Source organism: Pectobacterium betavasculorum (assembly GCF_000749845.1).
GTDB classification, from domain to species: domain Bacteria; phylum Pseudomonadota; class Gammaproteobacteria; order Enterobacterales; family Enterobacteriaceae; genus Pectobacterium; species Pectobacterium betavasculorum.
In genome coordinates this window covers 40,850-59,720 of the sequence record NZ_JQHM01000003.1, presented here as the reverse complement: position 1 = coordinate 59,720, position 18,871 = coordinate 40,850, and the positions used below count along the sequence as shown (strand labels likewise).

15 protein-coding genes and 3 tRNA genes are annotated in these 18,871 nt (G+C 50.0%); 1 reads left to right on the top strand and 17 read right to left on the bottom strand.

Features of this window, described 5'->3' with window-relative positions:
- Positions 1 to 25: 25 nt before the first annotated feature.
- The 6 genes from hfq to nnr all read right to left on the bottom strand — a co-directional run bounded on the left by hfq (position 26) and on the right by nnr (position 7,166).
- A complete protein-coding gene (hfq, locus tag KP22_RS10345; RefSeq protein ID WP_005973057.1) occupies positions 26 to 325 on the bottom strand; it encodes an RNA chaperone Hfq in 300 nt (99 codons plus the stop codon).
- A 127-nt stretch (positions 326 to 452) separates the two neighbouring features.
- Positions 453 to 1,394, bottom strand: coding sequence for a tRNA (adenosine(37)-N6)-dimethylallyltransferase MiaA (gene miaA, locus KP22_RS10340; protein WP_039305444.1), 942 nt, complete (start codon positions 1,392 to 1,394; stop codon positions 453 to 455).
- Positions 1,387 to 3,393, bottom strand: a complete 2,007-nt coding sequence (gene mutL / locus KP22_RS10335) for a DNA mismatch repair endonuclease MutL (RefSeq protein ID WP_039324133.1) — start codon at positions 3,391 to 3,393, stop codon at positions 1,387 to 1,389. The genes miaA and mutL overlap by 8 nt, the downstream gene beginning before the upstream one ends.
- Positions 3,394 to 3,444: 51 nt before the next feature.
- The gene (gene amiB, locus KP22_RS10330) at positions 3,445 to 5,130 is read right to left on the bottom strand and encodes an N-acetylmuramoyl-L-alanine amidase AmiB (protein ID WP_039324130.1); all 1,686 of its coding nucleotides are present in this window, start codon (positions 5,128 to 5,130) and stop codon (positions 3,445 to 3,447) included.
- On the bottom strand, positions 5,127 to 5,609 hold the full coding sequence (gene tsaE / locus KP22_RS10325; RefSeq protein ID WP_039305434.1) for a tRNA (adenosine(37)-N6)-threonylcarbamoyltransferase complex ATPase subunit type 1 TsaE: 483 nt from the start codon (positions 5,607 to 5,609) through the stop codon (positions 5,127 to 5,129). The genes amiB and tsaE overlap by 4 nt, the downstream gene beginning before the upstream one ends.
- Before the next feature lie 9 nt (positions 5,610 to 5,618).
- A complete protein-coding gene (nnr, locus tag KP22_RS10320; protein WP_039305432.1) occupies positions 5,619 to 7,166 on the bottom strand; it encodes a bifunctional ADP-dependent NAD(P)H-hydrate dehydratase/NAD(P)H-hydrate epimerase in 1,548 nt (515 codons plus the stop codon).
- 142 nt (positions 7,167 to 7,308) lie between these two features.
- On the opposite strand from nnr, the gene queG reads away from it, so the two are divergent.
- Entirely contained in the window at positions 7,309 to 8,448 is a 1,140-nt protein-coding gene (queG, locus tag KP22_RS10315; protein ID WP_039324128.1) for a tRNA epoxyqueuosine(34) reductase QueG, read from the top strand.
- A gap of 523 nt (positions 8,449 to 8,971) precedes the next feature.
- Here queG and ahpF read toward each other — a convergent pair.
- From ahpF to KP22_RS10260, 11 genes are all read right to left on the bottom strand, one after another.
- Positions 8,972 to 10,552: an alkyl hydroperoxide reductase subunit F gene (gene ahpF, locus KP22_RS10310; protein WP_039324126.1), complete on the bottom strand. Its 1,581-nt coding sequence runs from the start codon at positions 10,550 to 10,552 to the stop codon at positions 8,972 to 8,974.
- A 131-nt stretch (positions 10,553 to 10,683) separates the two neighbouring features.
- Positions 10,684 to 11,247 carry an alkyl hydroperoxide reductase subunit C gene (ahpC, locus tag KP22_RS10305; RefSeq protein WP_010287114.1) on the bottom strand — a complete coding sequence of 188 codons (564 nt, stop codon included), beginning with the start codon at positions 11,245 to 11,247 and terminating at the stop codon, positions 10,684 to 10,686.
- 1,025 nt (positions 11,248 to 12,272) lie between these two features.
- Positions 12,273 to 12,348 (bottom strand) — tRNA-Gly (locus KP22_RS10300).
- A 302-nt stretch (positions 12,349 to 12,650) separates the two neighbouring features.
- On the bottom strand, positions 12,651 to 13,211 hold the full coding sequence (locus tag KP22_RS10295) for a hypothetical protein (RefSeq protein ID WP_244880026.1): 561 nt from the start codon (positions 13,209 to 13,211) through the stop codon (positions 12,651 to 12,653).
- 68 nt (positions 13,212 to 13,279) lie between these two features.
- Positions 13,280 to 14,098 (bottom strand): ABC transporter ATP-binding protein, encoded by an 819-nt coding sequence (locus KP22_RS10290; protein ID WP_039324123.1) that lies wholly within the window; start codon positions 14,096 to 14,098, stop codon positions 13,280 to 13,282.
- Complete coding sequence (locus KP22_RS10285) at positions 14,095 to 14,859, bottom strand: ABC transporter permease (protein WP_039305422.1); 765 nt, start codon at positions 14,857 to 14,859, stop codon at positions 14,095 to 14,097. Before KP22_RS10285 ends, KP22_RS10290 begins: the two co-directional genes overlap by 4 nt.
- 14 nt (positions 14,860 to 14,873) lie before the next feature.
- A complete protein-coding gene (locus KP22_RS10280) occupies positions 14,874 to 15,893 on the bottom strand; it encodes an ABC transporter substrate-binding protein (protein ID WP_039324121.1) in 1,020 nt (339 codons plus the stop codon).
- A gap of 362 nt (positions 15,894 to 16,255) precedes the next feature.
- Positions 16,256 to 16,951: a YjjG family noncanonical pyrimidine nucleotidase gene (locus KP22_RS10275; RefSeq protein ID WP_039324119.1), complete on the bottom strand. Its 696-nt coding sequence runs from the start codon at positions 16,949 to 16,951 to the stop codon at positions 16,256 to 16,258.
- Between the two features lie 603 nt (positions 16,952 to 17,554).
- Positions 17,555 to 18,100, bottom strand: coding sequence for a hypothetical protein (locus KP22_RS10270; protein ID WP_039324117.1), 546 nt, complete (start codon positions 18,098 to 18,100; stop codon positions 17,555 to 17,557).
- A 458-nt stretch (positions 18,101 to 18,558) separates the two neighbouring features.
- Positions 18,559 to 18,634, bottom strand: a tRNA-Gly gene (locus KP22_RS10265).
- 76 nt (positions 18,635 to 18,710) lie between these two features.
- Positions 18,711 to 18,786, bottom strand: a tRNA-Gly gene (locus tag KP22_RS10260).
- Between the last annotated feature and the right edge of the window lie 85 nt (positions 18,787 to 18,871).

Sequence of the window (18,871 nt, the reverse complement as noted above, 5' to 3'; positions counted from 1 at the left end):
CGCCGTGGTGAATTGACAATACGCCTTATTCGGCGTCATCAGCATCCTGCGACTGCTGCTGAGCAGTCGTGTTACTACCGTGATAATTGTTGCTGCCGCCTGGATTGTTGCTATGGTGAGAGACTGGGCGAGAAGGAACAACTGTAGAGATGGCGTGCTTATAAACCATCTGGCTTACCGTGTTTTTCAACAAAATCACGAACTGATCGAAAGATTCGATCTGACCCTGCAACTTAATACCGTTCACCAAATAAATCGAAACCGGAACACGTTCACGACGCAAAGCGTTCAAGAACGGATCTTGCAAAGATTGCCCCTTAGCCATTCTATATTTTCCTTATTTGTATGTTGTTTGTAACAAAGAACCCTGAGGCTCTAAAATAACGGTGTAAAAACTTGCACGCTGAGACTCACCGATTGTACACAATCACCCAACCTATGCACTAACAAACCTATGCACTAACGACCTGTATTACCTTGTCCAGTGCTTCAGTTGGTTTTTCGCTATCCAGCCAGTACACATCATCCCAACCGCGCAGCCAGGTCATTTGCCGCTTCGCTAACTGGCGCGTCGCACAAATTCCCCGATAAACCATCTCATCATAATCAATTTCACCGGATAAATATGACCACATCTGGCGATAACCCACGCAACGAATAGAGGGCATATCCGTATGAAGGTCGTGCCGGGCAAATAATGTCCGGGCTTCTGTCTCAAAACCCGCCGCCAACATCTGATGAAAACGCTGTTCAATCCGCTGATGCAACAATTCACGGGTCGCCGGGGCGATAGCAAACTGATGAACCTGGTAGGGCAGCGCATCGCCAGATGTTTTTGTCAGTTCAGTTAAAGTGTTACCTGAAACGAAAAAAACTTCCAGTGCTCGAGAGAGTCTCTGCGGATCATTTGGATGAATCCGAATTGCCGCTACCGGATCGATCTCACTTAGCTGCCGATGCATCGCTTCCCAGCCGATTTCTTTTGCCTGATCTTCAATGCGTTGACGCACTGCGGCATCGGCTGACGGCAAAGGAGAAAGCCCCTCCAGTAATGCCTTGAAATACAGCATCGTCCCCCCCACTAGCAGAGGAATACATCCGGCAGCGGTAATCTCTGCCATCTCGCTCAGTGCATCGCGGCGAAAATCGGCCGCAGAATAAGACTCAGTTGGATCGAGAATGTCGATTAATCGATGCGGTGCCAGTGCCAGCTCTTCCGCACTCGGTTTCGCCGTCCCAATATCCATATCTTTGTAGATGAGGGCGGAATCTACGCTAATCAACTCTACCGGCAAATATTCTCGTAGCGCCATCGCCAATGCCGTTTTTCCTGAAGCCGTCGGCCCCATGATAAAAATAGCGGGCGGCAACGACGCGTTTTCTACATTACTCATGCTTTAAAGCCTGGATGGCATCATGGATGTCCATCATATATAAAAGTTCAGACGGCGGCGTTTTCGCCAGTTGCGGACAAAGTCGCTCGACATCCGCCAGTAATTGTATGGCCTGAGAATGGCTCCAGTTTTCCTGTTCGCTCTGCAATCGCGTTGCCATCCATGACGCCAACGCATCAGGCTCCACCAGTTGAGTCTCAACCGTCTGATAGTCGGCCAGATAGCCTATCAGTTCAGAGATCAAGTTTTGTAAATTTTGTTGGCGCAATGGTAAAGGTACGGCACGCAATGTGGCGCGTTGTGACTCAACCAATACATCAATACCAAAACGCATCAGCAACGCATGATGGGCAGACAAGACGTTCAGTTCGGATTTACTCAGCGTCAGGCGCTGTGGAATCAGTAACGGCTGTGCCCGCAGCCCCTCTTCGGATGGCGTCAACTGCACGACTTTCAGATAGCGTTCAGCAACCGGAAGCGACAGCATTGCCAGCCCCTTATGGTACTCCAACAGCGCGTAGCACGGCGGATAAACCGTCAGTACACGGCCAAAGCCACTTGATTGGCTTTCTAGCGGCGGCTCAACCGGCGCGCGTTGTTTGTTATTACTGGCTGCGGTGTCCGATGCAGTTCGAGTCAGGGATGCGTCATGCAATACCGTGGATGGCACAACCACGTCCGACGGCCTAGCGATATTCGACGGTACAGAAACGCGCTCACCGGACAGCGGTGTACTTGCTCCATTATCCGTCGGTTGCAGCAGCACCTTATACAACTCACCTTGCTTTTTCTGATACGGATTCTCCGGCTGGTAACCAGAATAGGCAGATTCTCGCGCCTGACCAGAATGGCCTGAACGCGGCGCTTTCCCGCCATCAGATGGAGAATTATCGGCACGCGGCGACTGGGCAAAATGGTTTTCGCCTGCGGCAGGACGATTTTCCTGCTGCCATTGCACGGGTTTTCCTGTCTCTGGTTCTGTCATGTCCAGCCGCGGCGCAGAGGCCTGCTGTAGAACGGACATCACGGCCTGATAGATGAAATCATGCACCAATCGCGCCTGATGGAACCGTACCTCATGCTTGGCAGGATGAACATTGACATCCACCTGGTGCGGGTCGATCTCCAGATATAAAACATAGGCAGGCTGCTGCTCGTCGCTAAGCTGATCCTGATAAGCCTGCCGAATGGCATGGTTAATGAGCCGATCGCGCATCATGCGTTGGTTCACATAACAATACTGCATATCAGGAAGCTGTTTCGCTCCAACAGGATCGGCAACCCAACCATGGATAGTGAGATCGCCGTGTTGCCATGACACTGCAAGCGCATGCTGTAAGAAGGTCGCACCACAGATGCTGCCTAAACGGCGTTCATACTGATTTTTATCCGGTGCTGCACGATACTGCCGCATCAGCTTACCGTTATGATGCAGCGTAATAGCGACATCGAAACGTGCCAATGCAATGCGGCGCACCACCTCATCAATATGGGTGAATTCAGTTTTTTCCGTGCGCATAAATTTACGGCGGGCGGGCGTGTTGTAAAACAGATCCAGCACTTCTAGTGTGGTGCCCACAGGATGAGCGGCAGGCTTGACCGTCACCGCCATGTCTCGCCCTTCGGCGTAGGCTTGCCAGGCCTCAGATTGTTCGGCCGTGCGTGATGTCAGAGTTAAACGGGAGACGGAACTGATACTTGCCAGCGCTTCGCCGCGAAACCCCATGCTAACGATCGCTTCCAGATCGTCGAGCGTGGCAATTTTACTGGTCGCATGACGCGCCAGCGCCAGCGTTAATTCATCCTTTCCAATCCCCGAGCCATTGTCACGAATACGGATCAGTTTCGCACCACCGCGTTCTATGTCGATATCAATTCGGGTCGCCCCTGCATCCAGACTGTTTTCCACCAGTTCCTTTACGACCGAAGCCGGACGCTCAACCACTTCTCCGGCGGCGATCTGGTTAGCCAACTGCGGTGGCAGCACCTGAATCGGCATAGCGTATCCCTCTTACTATCCTCAATCTATCGACATCGTCAGCATGAACAATCAGGCGGACGGTATAATCAGCGTTTGCCCCAGTTGCACCGAGCCAGAGCGCATATTATTTACCTGTTGGATCTCTTTCATACTGACACCGTAACGCGCAGCAATCGCACTCAGGCTATCACCCTTTACGACCTTATGCTTCACCGGTGCTGCCTTTTTAGGCGCGGGCGTTGATGCCGTCTGCTGCTTCCCTGTCGCCGGAATATTCAGACGCTGTCCAACCCAGACGATATCCTTGTTCAGCTTATTCACATCGCGCATGGCCGCGAGACTGACACCATAACGTCGGGCAATGGAAGAAAGTGTTTCGCCACGTGCAACGGTATGACGCCTGCTGCCCGCACTCGCTTTCGCCGCCGTGACGGTACTGCTCGATGTCGCTGTATCACTTGCCGCCGACTGTAGTGGGCGGCTTTCCTGCTTTGGGAGGGCGTTTTTAGGAACAGATTGCATCGGGTGCGTCTGGAAGTACCCCCTCAGCCCTTGATAAATCGCATTGGCGATTTTTTCCTGATAGTCGTTACTGCCCAACAACCGCTCTTCTGCAACGTTACTGATAAACCCGGTTTCCACCAGTAGGGAAGGAATATCTGGCGAGCGCAATACACCCAGACTGGCGTGCTCAGGGCGTCGTTTATGCAGCCCCCCGACGCGCTGGAGCTCACGCAATACCTTGATCGCGACGTCATACCCGACGCGCTGGGAATGGCCAAATTGAAGATCCAGCACCGCCTGACTGAGATAAGGATCCGCGTTGCTGTTCGCTAGCAGATCGCCTGCTCCCCCCAACAGTTCAGACTGTTTCTCATGTTGTTCCAGCCAGGTTGCCATTTCGCTATTCGCACGACGGTTGGATAGCACCCAAACAGAGGCACCTTTGGCATTGCGGTTCGGTGCAGCATCCGCGTGAATCGACACCAACAGGTTCGCGCCTTGCTTACGCGCCACATCTGAACGCCCCATAACGGAAATAAAGTAGTCACCGTCGCGCGTCAACACACCTTTAAAAGCCGGATCGTTATTCAGTAAAGCCTGTAATTTGCGAGCGATAGAAATAGTGACATTTTTCTCCCGCAGCCCGTTAGGGCCAATCGCACCAGGATCTTGCCCTCCGTGACCGGCATCAATCGCAACAACGACCCGTTCATTACTCTGTCGAGCTGGTACCCGGGTAGATGACACACTGGTATTTACGACAACGGTCGGTTTGTTGGTAAACGGGTTTTTTGCCGGTTCTGCTGGCGCGCTATTTTGCTGCCGTGTAGCAGGAGGCATGGAGGCTTGCACCGTTTTCGCTTTATCACCCGTGATGGTGAAAACAACAGCGTATCCCGTCCCTTCTTTTTGCGTAACCGCTCGCGTCCTGGCCGCCTGAGTCAAATCCAGCACCAGACGCAGGCTTTGTGCATCCTGAGCATTGCTGGTACGCACACGTTTAATCAGATTTTTCCCACTAAAATCCAACGGTAACCCTTTAATGACGCCAGTCTGACGAATATCGATAACCACTCTGGCCGGGTTACTGAGTGGGAAGAAAGCATAAATAGGCTGACCGCTAAAGCTCAAGCGCACCGTGGCCTGGCCTGACGCGTTATCCACCTTGATATCCGACAGATTGGCCGCCCACGCCGATCCTGCCAGCAACAGCCATACGCCGATGAACAGCTTAACCATACGACTCATCATGATTTTGTTGTTCCTGGCTGAAGAGAAAAACGTTGTAACATCGCGTCTCCCGTCGCAGAGACCGCAAACAGTTCAGCCTGTCGGCCCTCATCCTGATAGCGTAAATGCAGCTCAATATCCGCATCGGGCAGCACGCCAGCCCCTTGTTGCGGCCATTCAATCAGACAAATGGCATCTTGCGTCAGATAATCGCGGATCCCCATAAACTCCAACTCTTCTGGATCGGCCAGGCGATAAAGATCAAAGTGATAAACAGCCAGCGGCGATAGCGCGTAAGGCTCTACCAGCGTATAGGTGGGGCTTTTGACATTGCCCTGATGGCCGCGCGCCTGTAGGAACCCGCGGCTAAACGTCGTTTTCCCCGCGCCGAGATCGCCATAAAGATGGATAACACAAGCACCGTCACAGGCTTTCGCCAGCGCCGTGCCTAATGAAATGGTTGCTGCCTCATCCGGCAGAAGTAAGACTATTTTTTTCATTCTACTGTTCTAAAAATACGGCTCTGGAAACATCCGCTCGGGGTTCACATAGCGGAACAAGACAGGCAGTAAATCGGTCGCCAGCATACCTCGGGTACCACGCTGTGCCGCAAGCCAATCAGCCGCCGCACCGTGAACGACACACCCTGCACAGGCAGCATCATACAGCGAGAGCTTTTGCGCCAGCAAACCACCAACGATACCGGACAGCACATCACCCATGCCACCTGTCGCCATGCCGGGGTTTCCCACATCAGCAATGGCAACCTCTGCCCGCTCGCTGGCAATCACCGTTCCCGCACCTTTTAATACGACAACACCTCCATAGCGTTTTACCAGCTTTGTGGCCGCAAGTAAGCGATCACTTTCAATATCAGACACGCGGCAATTCAGTAAACGTGACGCCTCGCCGGGGTGAGGTGTCAGCACGCGATTCTGCCGCTTATGCGGATTGATTGCCAGCAGGTTAAGCGCATCCGCATCCCATAACATGGGTTTGTTACAATTTTCTGCCAGGCGCAGCGCATTTTTAGCCCAATCATCCTGCCCTAAGCCAGGACCAATCACCACGACATCCGCCCATTCCAGCCCTTCCCGCAACGTATCTGCCGTCAATTCTTGCACCATCAACTCAGGCCGAGCCGTCAGAAACACCGATTGGTACTGTTTGTGAGTAAGTACTCGCACTAAGCCTGCGCCGCTGTGTAACGCCGCATCAGCAGCCATTAACACTGCACCGCCTAAACCAGCGTTGCCACCGACCACCAGCAGCCTGCCATTATCGCCTTTATGCTGTCCGGCTGGACGAGGCGTCAGCCATTCGGGAAGTTGCGCCGCGTTCAGCCGCCGTATCGGCGCGGTTTGGTCATGCAGCCACGCCTGCAACCCTAGCGACTGATAATGAAGTTTCCCAACCAGCTCACGCGCACGGCCAGTCAGTAGCCCCGGTTTCAGCGTGATAAACGTCACCGTCTGCGCCGCACAGATCGCGACGCCAGCACAGGCTCCAGTTTCAGCATGTAAACCAGAGGGAATGTCCAGTGAAACAATGGGGGCGGGATAGGCATTCGCCTGTGTAATTAACGTGGCATAGGGTTCGCGTGGTACAGCGGAAAGGCCGGTTCCCAGTAAACCATCAATAATGAGATCGATTCCTTCCGGCCACAGCGTATCAACATCATCTTGCGCACTCACCTCTTCAACACGGCCGCCTTGATCCAGCCAGCGCTGCCGAGCAAGATTAGCATCAGCAGGCAGCAGCTTATCGCTGGTGCAGGCAACAACATCCACCTCCACACCCGCCGCCAACGCCAAACTGGCGACCACATATCCATCGCCACCGTTATTGCCGTGTCCAGCGAGCACCCGCCAGCGTCGGGCAGACGGGTAGCATTGGCGAGCGACCTGAAATGCGGCTTCTCCCGCACGCTGCATGAGTTCCCACAGCGAAATTCCTGATTCGCGGGCTGCGCTGGCTTCTTCATTGCGCACCCATTCGGCGTAAAACACCGAGTCAGGCAAATCATCTCCTCGCTTTCGATCGTGATCTGTCATCATTTGCTCTTAGTTTTCATTACAATGAGTTAAAATTAGCAAGCAACCTAAACGACCGCCAGCATTCCTCGCATCTCAGCAGACATCGGCTCTGCGGCGCAGATATGGTAACATCAGCACGTCTTGTTTATTTCTGTGGCCCATCATGTCATACCCCTACGATCTCAATGAATTAGCGCAACACATCAAGCAATGGGGACAGGCATTGGGATTCCAGCAGGTCGGCATCTGCGACACCGATTTGTCCGCAGAAGAACCTCGGCTTCAGGCCTGGCTGGATAAGCAATATCACGGAGAAATGGACTGGATGGCGCGTCATGGCATGCTACGGGCGCGTCCGCACGAACTCCTGCCCGGCACACTCCGTGTCATCAGTGTACGTATGAATTACCTGCCCGCCAAAGCGGCATTCGCGAGTACCTTAAAGAATCCAGAACTCGGCTACGTTAGCCGTTATGCGCTGGGTCGTGATTACCACAAACTATTACGCCAGCGGCTGAAAAAACTCGGTGACCAGATTCAGGAATACTGCGGTGAATTGAATTTTCGCCCATTCGTCGATTCCGCACCGATCATGGAGCGTCCTTTGGCTGCAAAAGCCGGGCTTGGCTGGGTTGGTAAACACTCACTAATTCTAAATAGAGAAGCAGGCTCCTGGTTCTTTCTCGGTGAACTACTGATCGATTTACCTCTGCCCGTTGATCGGCCACAGGAAGAACAGTGCGGTCGCTGTGTCGCCTGCATGACGACCTGCCCAACCGGCGCGATTGTCGCCCCTTATACCGTCGATGCCCGCCGCTGCATTTCCTACCTGACTATCGAATTGGAAGGTCCGATTCCCGAAGAATTTCGTCCGCTAATGGGCAACCGTATCTATGGCTGCGATGACTGTCAGCTTATTTGTCCGTGGAACCGATTTTCACAGCTCACCGACGAAGCTGATTTCAGTCCACGTGCCGCGCTGCATACGCCGGAGCTGCTGGTATTATTTGGCTGGAATGAAGAAAAATTTCTGCGGATTACAGAAGGATCGCCGATTCGGCGCATCGGCCATCTCCGCTGGCTACGCAATATTGCTGTCGCACTGGGAAATGCACCGTATCAGGATAGTATCGTGCTAGCACTGCAAACCCGTCTGGGTGAAAGCGAGTTGTTGGATGAACATATCCACTGGGCGATTCGCCAGCAGTTGGAACGCCGTGCATCACTGGAAATTGACGTCCAATCCACGCAGAAAAAACGACTTATTCGTGCAGTAGAGAAAGGATTACCGCGTGATGCGTGAGCCACTCAAATGGTTGTCATCAGTTTGTCGCACGCGCTGTGAATAAATAAAAAAAACCGTTACCTATCAACTGTCACAAAAAGTACAAGCGATCGTTATAACATTTTATAAGTAAAATTTATGAATAGATATCAATAAGATACTCTACAGCATTTTATCAATAACATAGCGTGATTAATAAATAACCAACAAACAGTCTGTGGATAAGTCTGTTAAGAAGAATATGATTTTTTGTATTAACTGATAAAAATAATGTGAATTGAGGTAACGCTAGCGCTCGAAATACGGCGCTGTGTAAAGAGTAAAAAACGAGCCACAACACAGAGCGGACGGCATTATGAATTTCTTATTGTCCCTTGGCAAGGGCTGAGCTCTAATTTTTACGATCAAAAGGAAAGTTTTAAGGCGAAAAAACGCAGCGATGCCTCTTAAAAGAGGCATCGCTGCGCGAAAAGTAAAGATCGTCGTCAGAGTAAGAGGAGAGAGGAGAGAGGCGAATGCACCGCTCTCCCATAGACCGATATTACGCACGGGTTCTGATTAGGTAATCAAATGCGCTCAAGGATGCCTTTGCGCCTTCGCCCGTCGCGATAATGATCTGTTTGTAAGGCACCGTCGTACAGTCACCAGCAGCAAAGATGCCTTTCACGCTGGTTTCACATTTGGCATCGATCTCAATTTCTCCGATGCGGTTTCTGGCTACGGTACCTTCCAGCCAGTGGGTGTTAGGCAACAGGCCAATTTGCACGAAGATCCCTTCCAGCGGTAAATCATGTACCGTATCGGTAATACGATCTTTGTAGCTCAGCCCCGTGACCTTCTGTCCATCGCCTTTCACTTCTGTGGTTTGCGCATTCAGAATGATGTCAACGTTCGGCAGGCTGCGTACCTTCTCCTGCAATACAGAATCCGCTTTCAGTTCCGGTGCAAACTCAAGCAGCGTGACATGTTTCACCACGCCAGCCAGATCGATAGCCGCCTCTACGCCGGAGTTTCCACCACCAATCACCGCGACATGTTTGCCTTTAAACAGCGGGCCATCGCAGTGTGGGCAGTACGTTACGCCACGCGTACGATACTGATCTTCGCCGGGAACATTCATGTTTCTCCAGCGCGCACCAGTCGCAATGATCACGCTGCGTGCTTTCAGCGTCGCGCCGGATACGGTGATCACCTGATGCGGTTTACCCGGTTCGCCGCCGGGAATTAAAGCTTCCGCACTCTGTGCATCGATAACGTCGACATCATAGTCGTCAACATGGCTTTTCAACGCGGTCGCCAGTTTGGCACCTTCCGTTTTCGGGACGGAAATGTAGTTTTCAATATCGACGGTATCCAGCACCTGACCGCCAAAGCGCTCACCGACCAACCCAGTGCGGATCCCTTTACGCGCCGAATAGACCGCCGCTGCCGCACCTGCCGGGCCGCTACCGATGATTAACACATCATAGACGTCACGCTGGTTCAGCTTCTCAACCTGCTTAGCACCCGCGCCAGTATCGATTTTAGTCACAATCTCAGCGAGGCTTGTCCGCCCCTGACTGAAGTGTTCGCCGTTCAGGAAAATGGTGGGAACGCCCATGACATTACGGCTTTGAATCTCATCCTGGAACACACCGCCGTCAATTGCGGTATGGGTGATATTTGGGTTCAAAACCGCCATTAAATTCAGCGCCTGCACCACGTCCGGGCAGTTGTGGCAGGACAGCGAGTAATACGTTTCAAAATGGAACGAACCGTCAAGATTACGGATTTGATCGAGTAATTCTTTCGCTTCTTTCGACGGATGCCCCCCCACCTGCAATAACGCCAGAATCAGGGAGGTAAATTCGTGCCCCATCGGCGCACCGGCAAAACGCGGGCCGCTTTGGGAGCCTGGATTAGTAATCAAAAAAGAAGGCTTACGTGCTGGCTGACCATTCTTTTCAAGCAATGTGTTATTTTCAATAAAGCTTACCTGATTAGACAACTCGGCGATCTCGGTCAGCAAGCTTCTGACTTCAGCAGATTTCGCGGAATCATCCAGAGTCGCAATTAACTCAACAGGTTTGGTTAATTTTTCCAGATAAGCTTTCAACTGGACTTTCATCGTATTGTCGAGCATCGGTCGTCCTTAATTAGGCAAATTGGTACAAAGGCAAAATCATGCAGGGTGCTGGCCCGAAAAAGAGCCGGGCCATAAAAGTCGGGTGCATTGCACCCGATAAAAACAGCGATTTTTTCCGTGGTGTTAGCTTAGATTTTGCCAACCAGATCCAGAGACGGAGCCAGCGTAGCCTCACCTTCTTTCCACTTGGCTGGGCACACTTCGCCTGGGTGAGAAGCAACGTACTGAGCTGCTTTCACTTTGCGCAGCAGGTCAGAGGCATCGCGACCAATACCTTCAGCCGTGATTTCTACTGCCTGGATGATGCCCTGTGGATCAACGATGAACGTACCGCGATCGGCCAAACCTTCTGCTTCGCGCATGTTTTCAAAGTTACGCGTCAGCTGACCAGTTGGATCACCGATCATGGTGTATTTGATTTTGCCAATAGTTTCAGAACTGCTGTGCCACGCTTTGTGCGTAAAATGGGTGTCGGTAGAAACAGAGTAGATTTCCACGCCGCGCTGTTGGAATTCGTCGTAGTAGTCAGCGACATCACCCAGTTCAGTCGGGCAGACAAACGTAAAGTCGGCAGGATAGAAGAAGAACACGCTCCATTTACCTTCGATGTTCTTCTCAGTCACTTCGATGAACTGACCGTCTTTGAAAGCCATGTTTTTGAATGGTTTAACTTGGGTATTAATTACTGACATCACTTTATCCTCATGTGTTTTCGCATGTGGCTAAAGTACAGAATTGTGATCGTCATCACCAATCCGTTGTGTTTATCGAATCAATAAGTAATACCTAACTTAACGTGAAATTAGGGGTACCTGACTTCCATATTCTGGTCTCCGATCCTGACTGTGTTGAACGCCTCAACGTTGCTTAAAAGCGCCCTCTTTCATTTCAAGCGCGGCAACAAACAAAGCCCCTGAAGCAGGCTAATTAACCAGATAGAACCTTAACGATGGAGAACGGACAGGCATAGCCCCCCCTTTTGCCGATAGAGGTAAATAAACGAACTACTTTAGCCTCAGATTTATGCAAATTGAGCGAATGTCTGCCTCTTCGCCTCATTCAGGCGACCTTCAAGCGCCTTACATTGTCTTACCATTCGACCTCACTTTAATTTATTGATTTAAAAACAAGGTAGACGAACAGATTATGCTAACACTCAACTCACTCAGAATAGTCACACCAAATCGTTTGTAACAAATATAATTTACCGGAAATAAAATCAAAAAAATCACTAAAACCAAATAACAACAAGCTCAATAAAATAGCGAATCTAATATATCAACACATAGCACAAATATATTTATACATAACCACAAATAGCTAAAATAACATTATTTAATTGCTGATTTTATATCAATACTCATATCGCGGTTTGTCTGAGTTTTATGGCTACAGCGCAGTTCGTCGCGATAGCTCAGAGTCTAGGATTTGCCAATGGTCGCGGGTCTGCCGGGCGACGGCATCGGTTAACGCCATAGGGGTTGCCTCCTTCAGGGTTGAAGAGAGGTGTACCGCGCACAGGTAAGCGGCTCAGCAAACAATCCGTACCCGCAACGCACCCGATTTTCGGGTACTAATTTGTGTACTATTTTATTTATGTACTACTTCGGCGTGGTTGACGGTGGTTTTCAGCGGATTTCGATGGAGGCTCAACAGAGCGATTAGCTTGTTAAATCAGGGAGCTACAGACATTAATGGACGTCTATAGAACAAGAATTGGAGCGGGAAACGAGACTCGAACTCGCGACCCCGACCTTGGCAAGGTCGTGCTCTACCAACTGAGCTATTCCCGCATAGAATCGGATGTATTATCTTTTACTTTCAGCAAAAAGCAAACTCAGCTGAAACCAAAACTAATTTAACCCGATCAAATTTCATGTAACTCAATGAATTACCTAGCTATTTTACAGAATGGCAATTCAACGGTCAGCATTATGTACCAATCAACCTAACGTGGCAACCTCTTTTCACTGAAAAACATTGCCATACATGTTCAGTGTCAATCAGCTCAGTGCTGTGGAGGAAAAACCATTGGTCCGCCTCCACAACCAGACCGCCTAAAGTAAGGTGGCTCAATCTTTCATTTACTTGCGTATCAGGATGTTACGCTTTTCAACAAAGTGTGCTTGCAGATATGCCCAAATGTGACGTACCTAGAGTTGTTACCACCTACACCAACATCATACTGATAAGGGACTACGATCTTCCACGCCCCAACATCATAGGTTGTTCTCCACGTATTGATATAACCTTGGCTATAGTCTTGAAACTCCGTGGTGTAATCAGCCTGACAGGCATCCAGTTTCACGGTGCCCGATGCAACCCCGTTGGCATCAGTTATTGCCCCGTGACCGTTACTCGGAATAAACTCCAAATCACCGTTATTTTCCCGTTGGTCGAGGTAAAAAAGCGCAATAATATTTGGAATACCCGCCCCGGTTGAATCGGTAATACGAACGTTCCAGGCAACATCACGATAGGCTTGCGTGGTCATAAAACCATAAGCCGTTGGCGCAGAATTTGGGATACGCAGAACGTTACTTTCTCCCGAAACAGAATGGCTAAACTTGGCAATTTTTGAGCCTAGCGCTAATTTATATTTCTGAGATACTGTCGATAATCTTGATGGGTTAGGCAGCCTCAATCGTAGCTTCATTCCTGTTATCGCCCCCTGTCTCCCAAACCTATTGCCGTTTGGGAGACAGAAAACCAGAGCGGTGTTCCCTATGCAGCCATTTCGCGTTTGAATACTTCCAGCGTATGCGCCTTGACGCGAATAAACTCAGGATCGCTCATCGCCTCCGCCCCGCGTGGACGCGCTAAATCGAATGGAACAATCTCCGACACCGTCGTTGGCCGACGCGTCAGCAGCAGGATTTCGTCCGCCAGAAACACCGCATCCTCCAAATCGTGTGACACGATGACCATCGTTACGCCAGTTGCCAACTGAACCTCTTGCAGCTTGTCGCGGATGAACAGCGTCATTTCAAAATCCAGCGCCGAGAACGGTTCATCCAGAAACATGACCTCCGGCCCCGTCGCTAGCGCCCGCATAATACACACCGTTTGCTGCTGCCCGCCCGACAGTTCATATGGATAGCGCTGAAGGTCGAAACGAATATCAAACATCGCAATCAGTTCATCCATGCGCGTCTGCACATCCTGTTTTCGCATTCCACTGCGCACCAGCGGGTAGGCAATGTTTTTCCAGGCGCTCATCCAGGGAAAAAGTGCATCACGATAGTTTTGAAAGACGTACCCAATTCTGGTTTCCGCCAGCGTTTTGCCGTCAAACAAGATATCGCCACTATCGACGGGAATCAGCCCGGCAATCATGTTCATCAACGTTGATTTACCACAGCCGTTCGGCCCGAAAATAGACACGATCTTACCGCGCGGCAAATCCAGATTCAGGTCGGTATAAAGTGGCTGACCCGCAAACGACTTGTTCAAGCCGCGGATGGTCACGTGAGTGTTCGGTGCCGGATAAGGCGGCAACGGCGTATCCAATTTTTCCACTTGCGCGGTACGAGATGTCATCATGCTTTGCCACTCCAGTGAACTATTCGTTTTTCTGCGACTAAAAACAGTACGTTAAGCAAATATCCCAGTGCGCCAGTAATCAGGATAGAAGCGTACATATCCCGAATGTTAAACACCTGCTGAGCATCAATGATGCGGTGCCCCAGCCCCGTTTCAGAACCAATAAACATCTCCGCGACAATCACGATCACCAACGCCATCGACACACCGGTACGCAGGCCGACAAAGGTTTGTGCCAGGCTTTCGAGCAGCATGATGTCTTTAAAAATATGCCAGCGGGAGATCCCCATCACCTGTGCCGCCATCAGACGGGTTTTCTTGGCATTCATCACGCCATACGCGCTGTTGAACAGAATCACCAGCACGGCTGCAAAAGCTGAAATGGCAATTTTATTCGCGTCGGTTATCCCGAAAATCAGCAAAAATAGCGGAATCAGCGCTGATGATGGCGTAGAACGGAAGAAATCGATCAGAAACTCCAGACTGCGGTAAATCTTTTCATTGCTGCCCAGAATCACGCCCAGCGGCACGCCAATCAGTGCAGCAAAGCCAAATGCGGCGAGCGTACGGTATAGCGTCGCGCCGATATCCGTACGCATGCTGACATCCGCAAAGGACTGGAACATATAGCTCAACGTATCGACCGGCGACGGTAATAAAATGGGGTTCAACCATTTCGCGCTGACCGCCAATTGCCAAAAGAGAAACAGCAAAATCGGGCCGACAGCGGGTAATAATTTAGACGTCCAATGCTCACGCATAATCGCATCCCCTCTTAAGGTTGATAAATCAGGCTGCTAACATCCACCGGCTGCCGGAAGATTTTTCTTTCAGTGAACACGTCATAAAACTTCTGGAACCATGCCAGATTGTCGCCTTTTAGCTCGTCGTACATGACAAACCCCGGCAAAGGCACCTCTTTACCCAGTTCAGCTTCAATACTGGTGTAACCGGTAATATGTTCGCGAGCGGCATCAGGGTTCTGCTGAATAAACTGCACCGATTTGGCATAGGCCTGTGTGAAGGTCTTCGCCTCAGCAGCGCGACTTTCGATAAAACCGCTATTTAACGCCGCCGCACCACCAAACCACGGAGCATCAGGGTTACCGAGCACATAGCGTGAGATCACTCCCGTCTCCAGCGTACGCGACAGTCCTTTCAACCGCCCGACAGTCCCTGTGGGTTCCAGAGTATAAACGCCGTCAATCTGACCAGCGGCCAGCGCCGCCACATGTTGCCCAACGGGTAATTCCGTCACCCGCAGCTCATCCGCCGTAAAGCCATTTTTCTCCAGAATGATTTTCGTCATGACCACATTCTGAATACCGGGGCCACAGGCGATACGCTTGCCCTTCAGTTCTGCGATGCTTTTTACATCGCTGTTTAGCGGCACCAGAAATTCATCCAACACCATCTGATGGTTAGAAGGATTTGAGCAGATAATCTTGAAGAGACCGGGGGAGGTAATCGCCCCTAATCCCAACGCGCCAGTGGCCGTACCGTTGGCACAGCCGTGTATACGCCCCGTGATCATGCCCTCGACAATCTGTTGCGGGCTAGCGAATTTCACGGCGCGAACATTCAATCCCGCCTCTTTGAAAAAGCCGCGTTCAACGCCCACATATAAAGGCAAACCGCCGACAATCGGCCAGTAACCAATGCGGATCTCTTCCCCCTCTGCGGCTAAAGCGACGCCCGGCAGCAAGTTGCTTAGCGTCAGCGCCCCTGCGCTAACCGCTGACCACTTCATTAGCTGCCTGCGTTTACGATCGATCTTGTCATTGTTATTTTTCATTGTGTTCCCCTTCAACGGTGAGCTAACAACGGCTGATAATCACCAGCCTGAAAAAAACCGATCAGGTCGATTACCTGAGTCGCTCCATCTTGTACACAAGATGGTATATAAGACTAAGCACAGGCCGTGCCATGATTCCTGACACCGTAGAAATGCCGTAAACACGCTGCTCTGACAGGAGTCGACGCACCAAAAAAAGGCAAAACGTTACAAAAATGCATTACGAGTGATGCAAAAGATGGCGGGAGCCGGTCAGAGAGAAGCGAAGCAATGTTGATTAGCGAACTGAGTTCACAGAGGAAAGCGACGACAACCCACTGGGGTAATCATGATGATTGTCGTCGAATGCACGTTATGTCGTGTTAAGACTTGGCGCTTAGCTGCGTGAATACATCCCGTAGCGTTGCGGCCTCATAGGTTGGCGCGATATCCGAATCGTTGGCGACTCCGTTTGCATTGAACCAACAGCTGTCTATGCCATATAGGTTCGCTCCCAGGATATCGGCATCAAGCCTGTCGCCCACGATGATCGTCTTGGTTTTATCAAACGTGCTGAACTTGCTGGCCGAGAACTCAAAGAAACGCGCATCCGGCTTTGCGAATCCGCAAGCCTCAGAGGAGGCAACGAACGTGAGCCAATCTGCCAGCCCCGAGTTCGCTACCCGCTTCGCCTGCACATACTCAATGCCGTTGGTAATAATGCCAACCTCACCGATCTCGGCAAGCGCTTCGCATATCTGGACAGCCCCGTCCACCAACACCACGGTTTCAGTCAAGCATTCTAAATAGAGGCGGCTCGCTTTATGGGGATCGATATCAAGGCCATGAAGGGTGAAAGTGCGACGGAATCGCTCTACTTTCAGTAGATCTTTGGTGATTTCCCCCTTCTCGAACTTGCTCCATAACAGGGAATTCTCACGCTGATAGTCTGCAAACAGGGTCGTGTTTTCAATATCGATGCCAAGGTTTGTTAGCGTGCGCGCGAACGAAAGACGCTCAGAGGCTTTGAAGTCCAGCAGCGTGTCGTCAAGGTCAAACAGGAAGTGGCGGTATTTCATAAATATTGGTTACTCGAAATCAAGGAATCGCTTTTGGTGGAGACGGCTGCGCTGGCTTCGCAGCCGTCAGCGCGCGGTTAACACCCAGAATCACAACGATGAATGATAGTGTCAATAGCCTGACCATCACCTATGGAAACACACTCGCCCCAGCGCTGCGTAGCAAGCGAACTGAGTAGTCCTGTCGGGATGATCTCAGTTAGTAAGGTCAGAAACGCGGCTGTCGCAAGTGCGAGGAACTTTAGCACGCGGAGAGACGGGGATGGGTTCGATTTGCACTCAAAATAATTATTTACCTGTAACGCTGACCCGTCGTAACACACGGAATGTAGTAACACACTAAATTAGGCCATCTGAACAGAGATGATACCACCACATTCTTATACAAACAGGTAACATTATGCTCGGCACTCACTGGTGGTTTTGTGAGAAAACGTTCTACGGCAAAATGAAACCGCCCAGCCGAGCCATAAAGCAGCAGCGATCAGCATTCTATTTTCCCACACAATTCACCCGTCAACCACTGAATGGCAGCCTGAGCTACATGCATAGCCGTAGATTGCAGACTGCGGCCTGCAATCTACGGTAGAAAATAAAAAATTACTATTTCTTCATTTCAATGCTTTTCATTGCCTCTTTGCTTAGGCCATCCTTTGAACTGCTAATAACGCAATTGTAACTTTCGTCTTTATTAATAATCATGAAAGTACTAACAGGGTTTTTCATTTTTTTATCGACAGAGAAAAGAATATTAGCCTCAGGTAAAATACTGGGACTAAATGCACCAAATGAATAGCTATCAGATAGCCCCAAAGCGGATAATTCAGCTGTTAATTCCATTTGTTGCGTACTGTGTGGCGAAGGGAACATGGATTTTGCCGACATCATCATTGACTGGATATTAATGTTATATTCTGTTGTCACTTTCATGCCAACATATTTGGATTCAGGTATATTCAGCTGTTTCTCACACATCGCATCGTGCTGCGGGCTGGGCGTTCCATTTTGCAGGACAGCGTGAATATGTTTTAATTCAACTTGCTCTTTTCCGGTATGTGCTTTTGCCGTGTCATCAGCCTGAGCAAAACCGCTCATCACCAGCGTCGCCGTTGCTATAACGTGTAAAATAGTGCTACTCATTGCATTCATTTTTCCATCCTCTTTTATCTGTAGGGATAACCATATGATCCATGATAACAATCCATTATTTATTAAATAAATAACCGAAATTCCTCATGGAGTTTAAATAACACTCCCCAGATAGCGTCGAATAGAAAAAATTACTAAAAAAATAACAATCTTGGTCATTTTAAACGATGTGATTTTTATAAATGCATTCTGGTTATAAACATAGTCAAATTTTAATATTACGTCAAAATCAAACCGACATAAAAATAAAATAGAAACAGGAATCAGAATAAATATAACCAGACTAAGTATTTAATAAAGTGATTTATCTACGATATCAACGATCAAGGCACAGCCCAGAGATATAACCCAGCGTACAACATGGATTTCTTAGGCGATGAAGAAAGCAGAAAGCCTTTAGCGGCGTTTATACATCAACAGAGAAAAGGATACTGAATTAAAGAAAGAAACTAAAAGATTGGAGCGGGAAACGAGACTCGAACTCGCGACCCCGACCTTGGCAAGGTCGTGCTCTACCAACTGAGCTATTCCCGCATATCGGACAGACAATAACAGGCGTTACGTCTGATTACTGCACACGGCTTGTATGGTAACAAACAGTGATAAAATTTGGAGCGGGAAACGAGACTCGAACTCGCGACCCCGACCTTGGCAAGGTCGTGCTCTACCAACTGAGCTATTCCCGCTCGGGAAATCTACATACAATGTTGAAGTTCTTTAATTGAAATTCTTCATCGGTATGGGGTGCGCATTATACGAGAAATCCGTTTA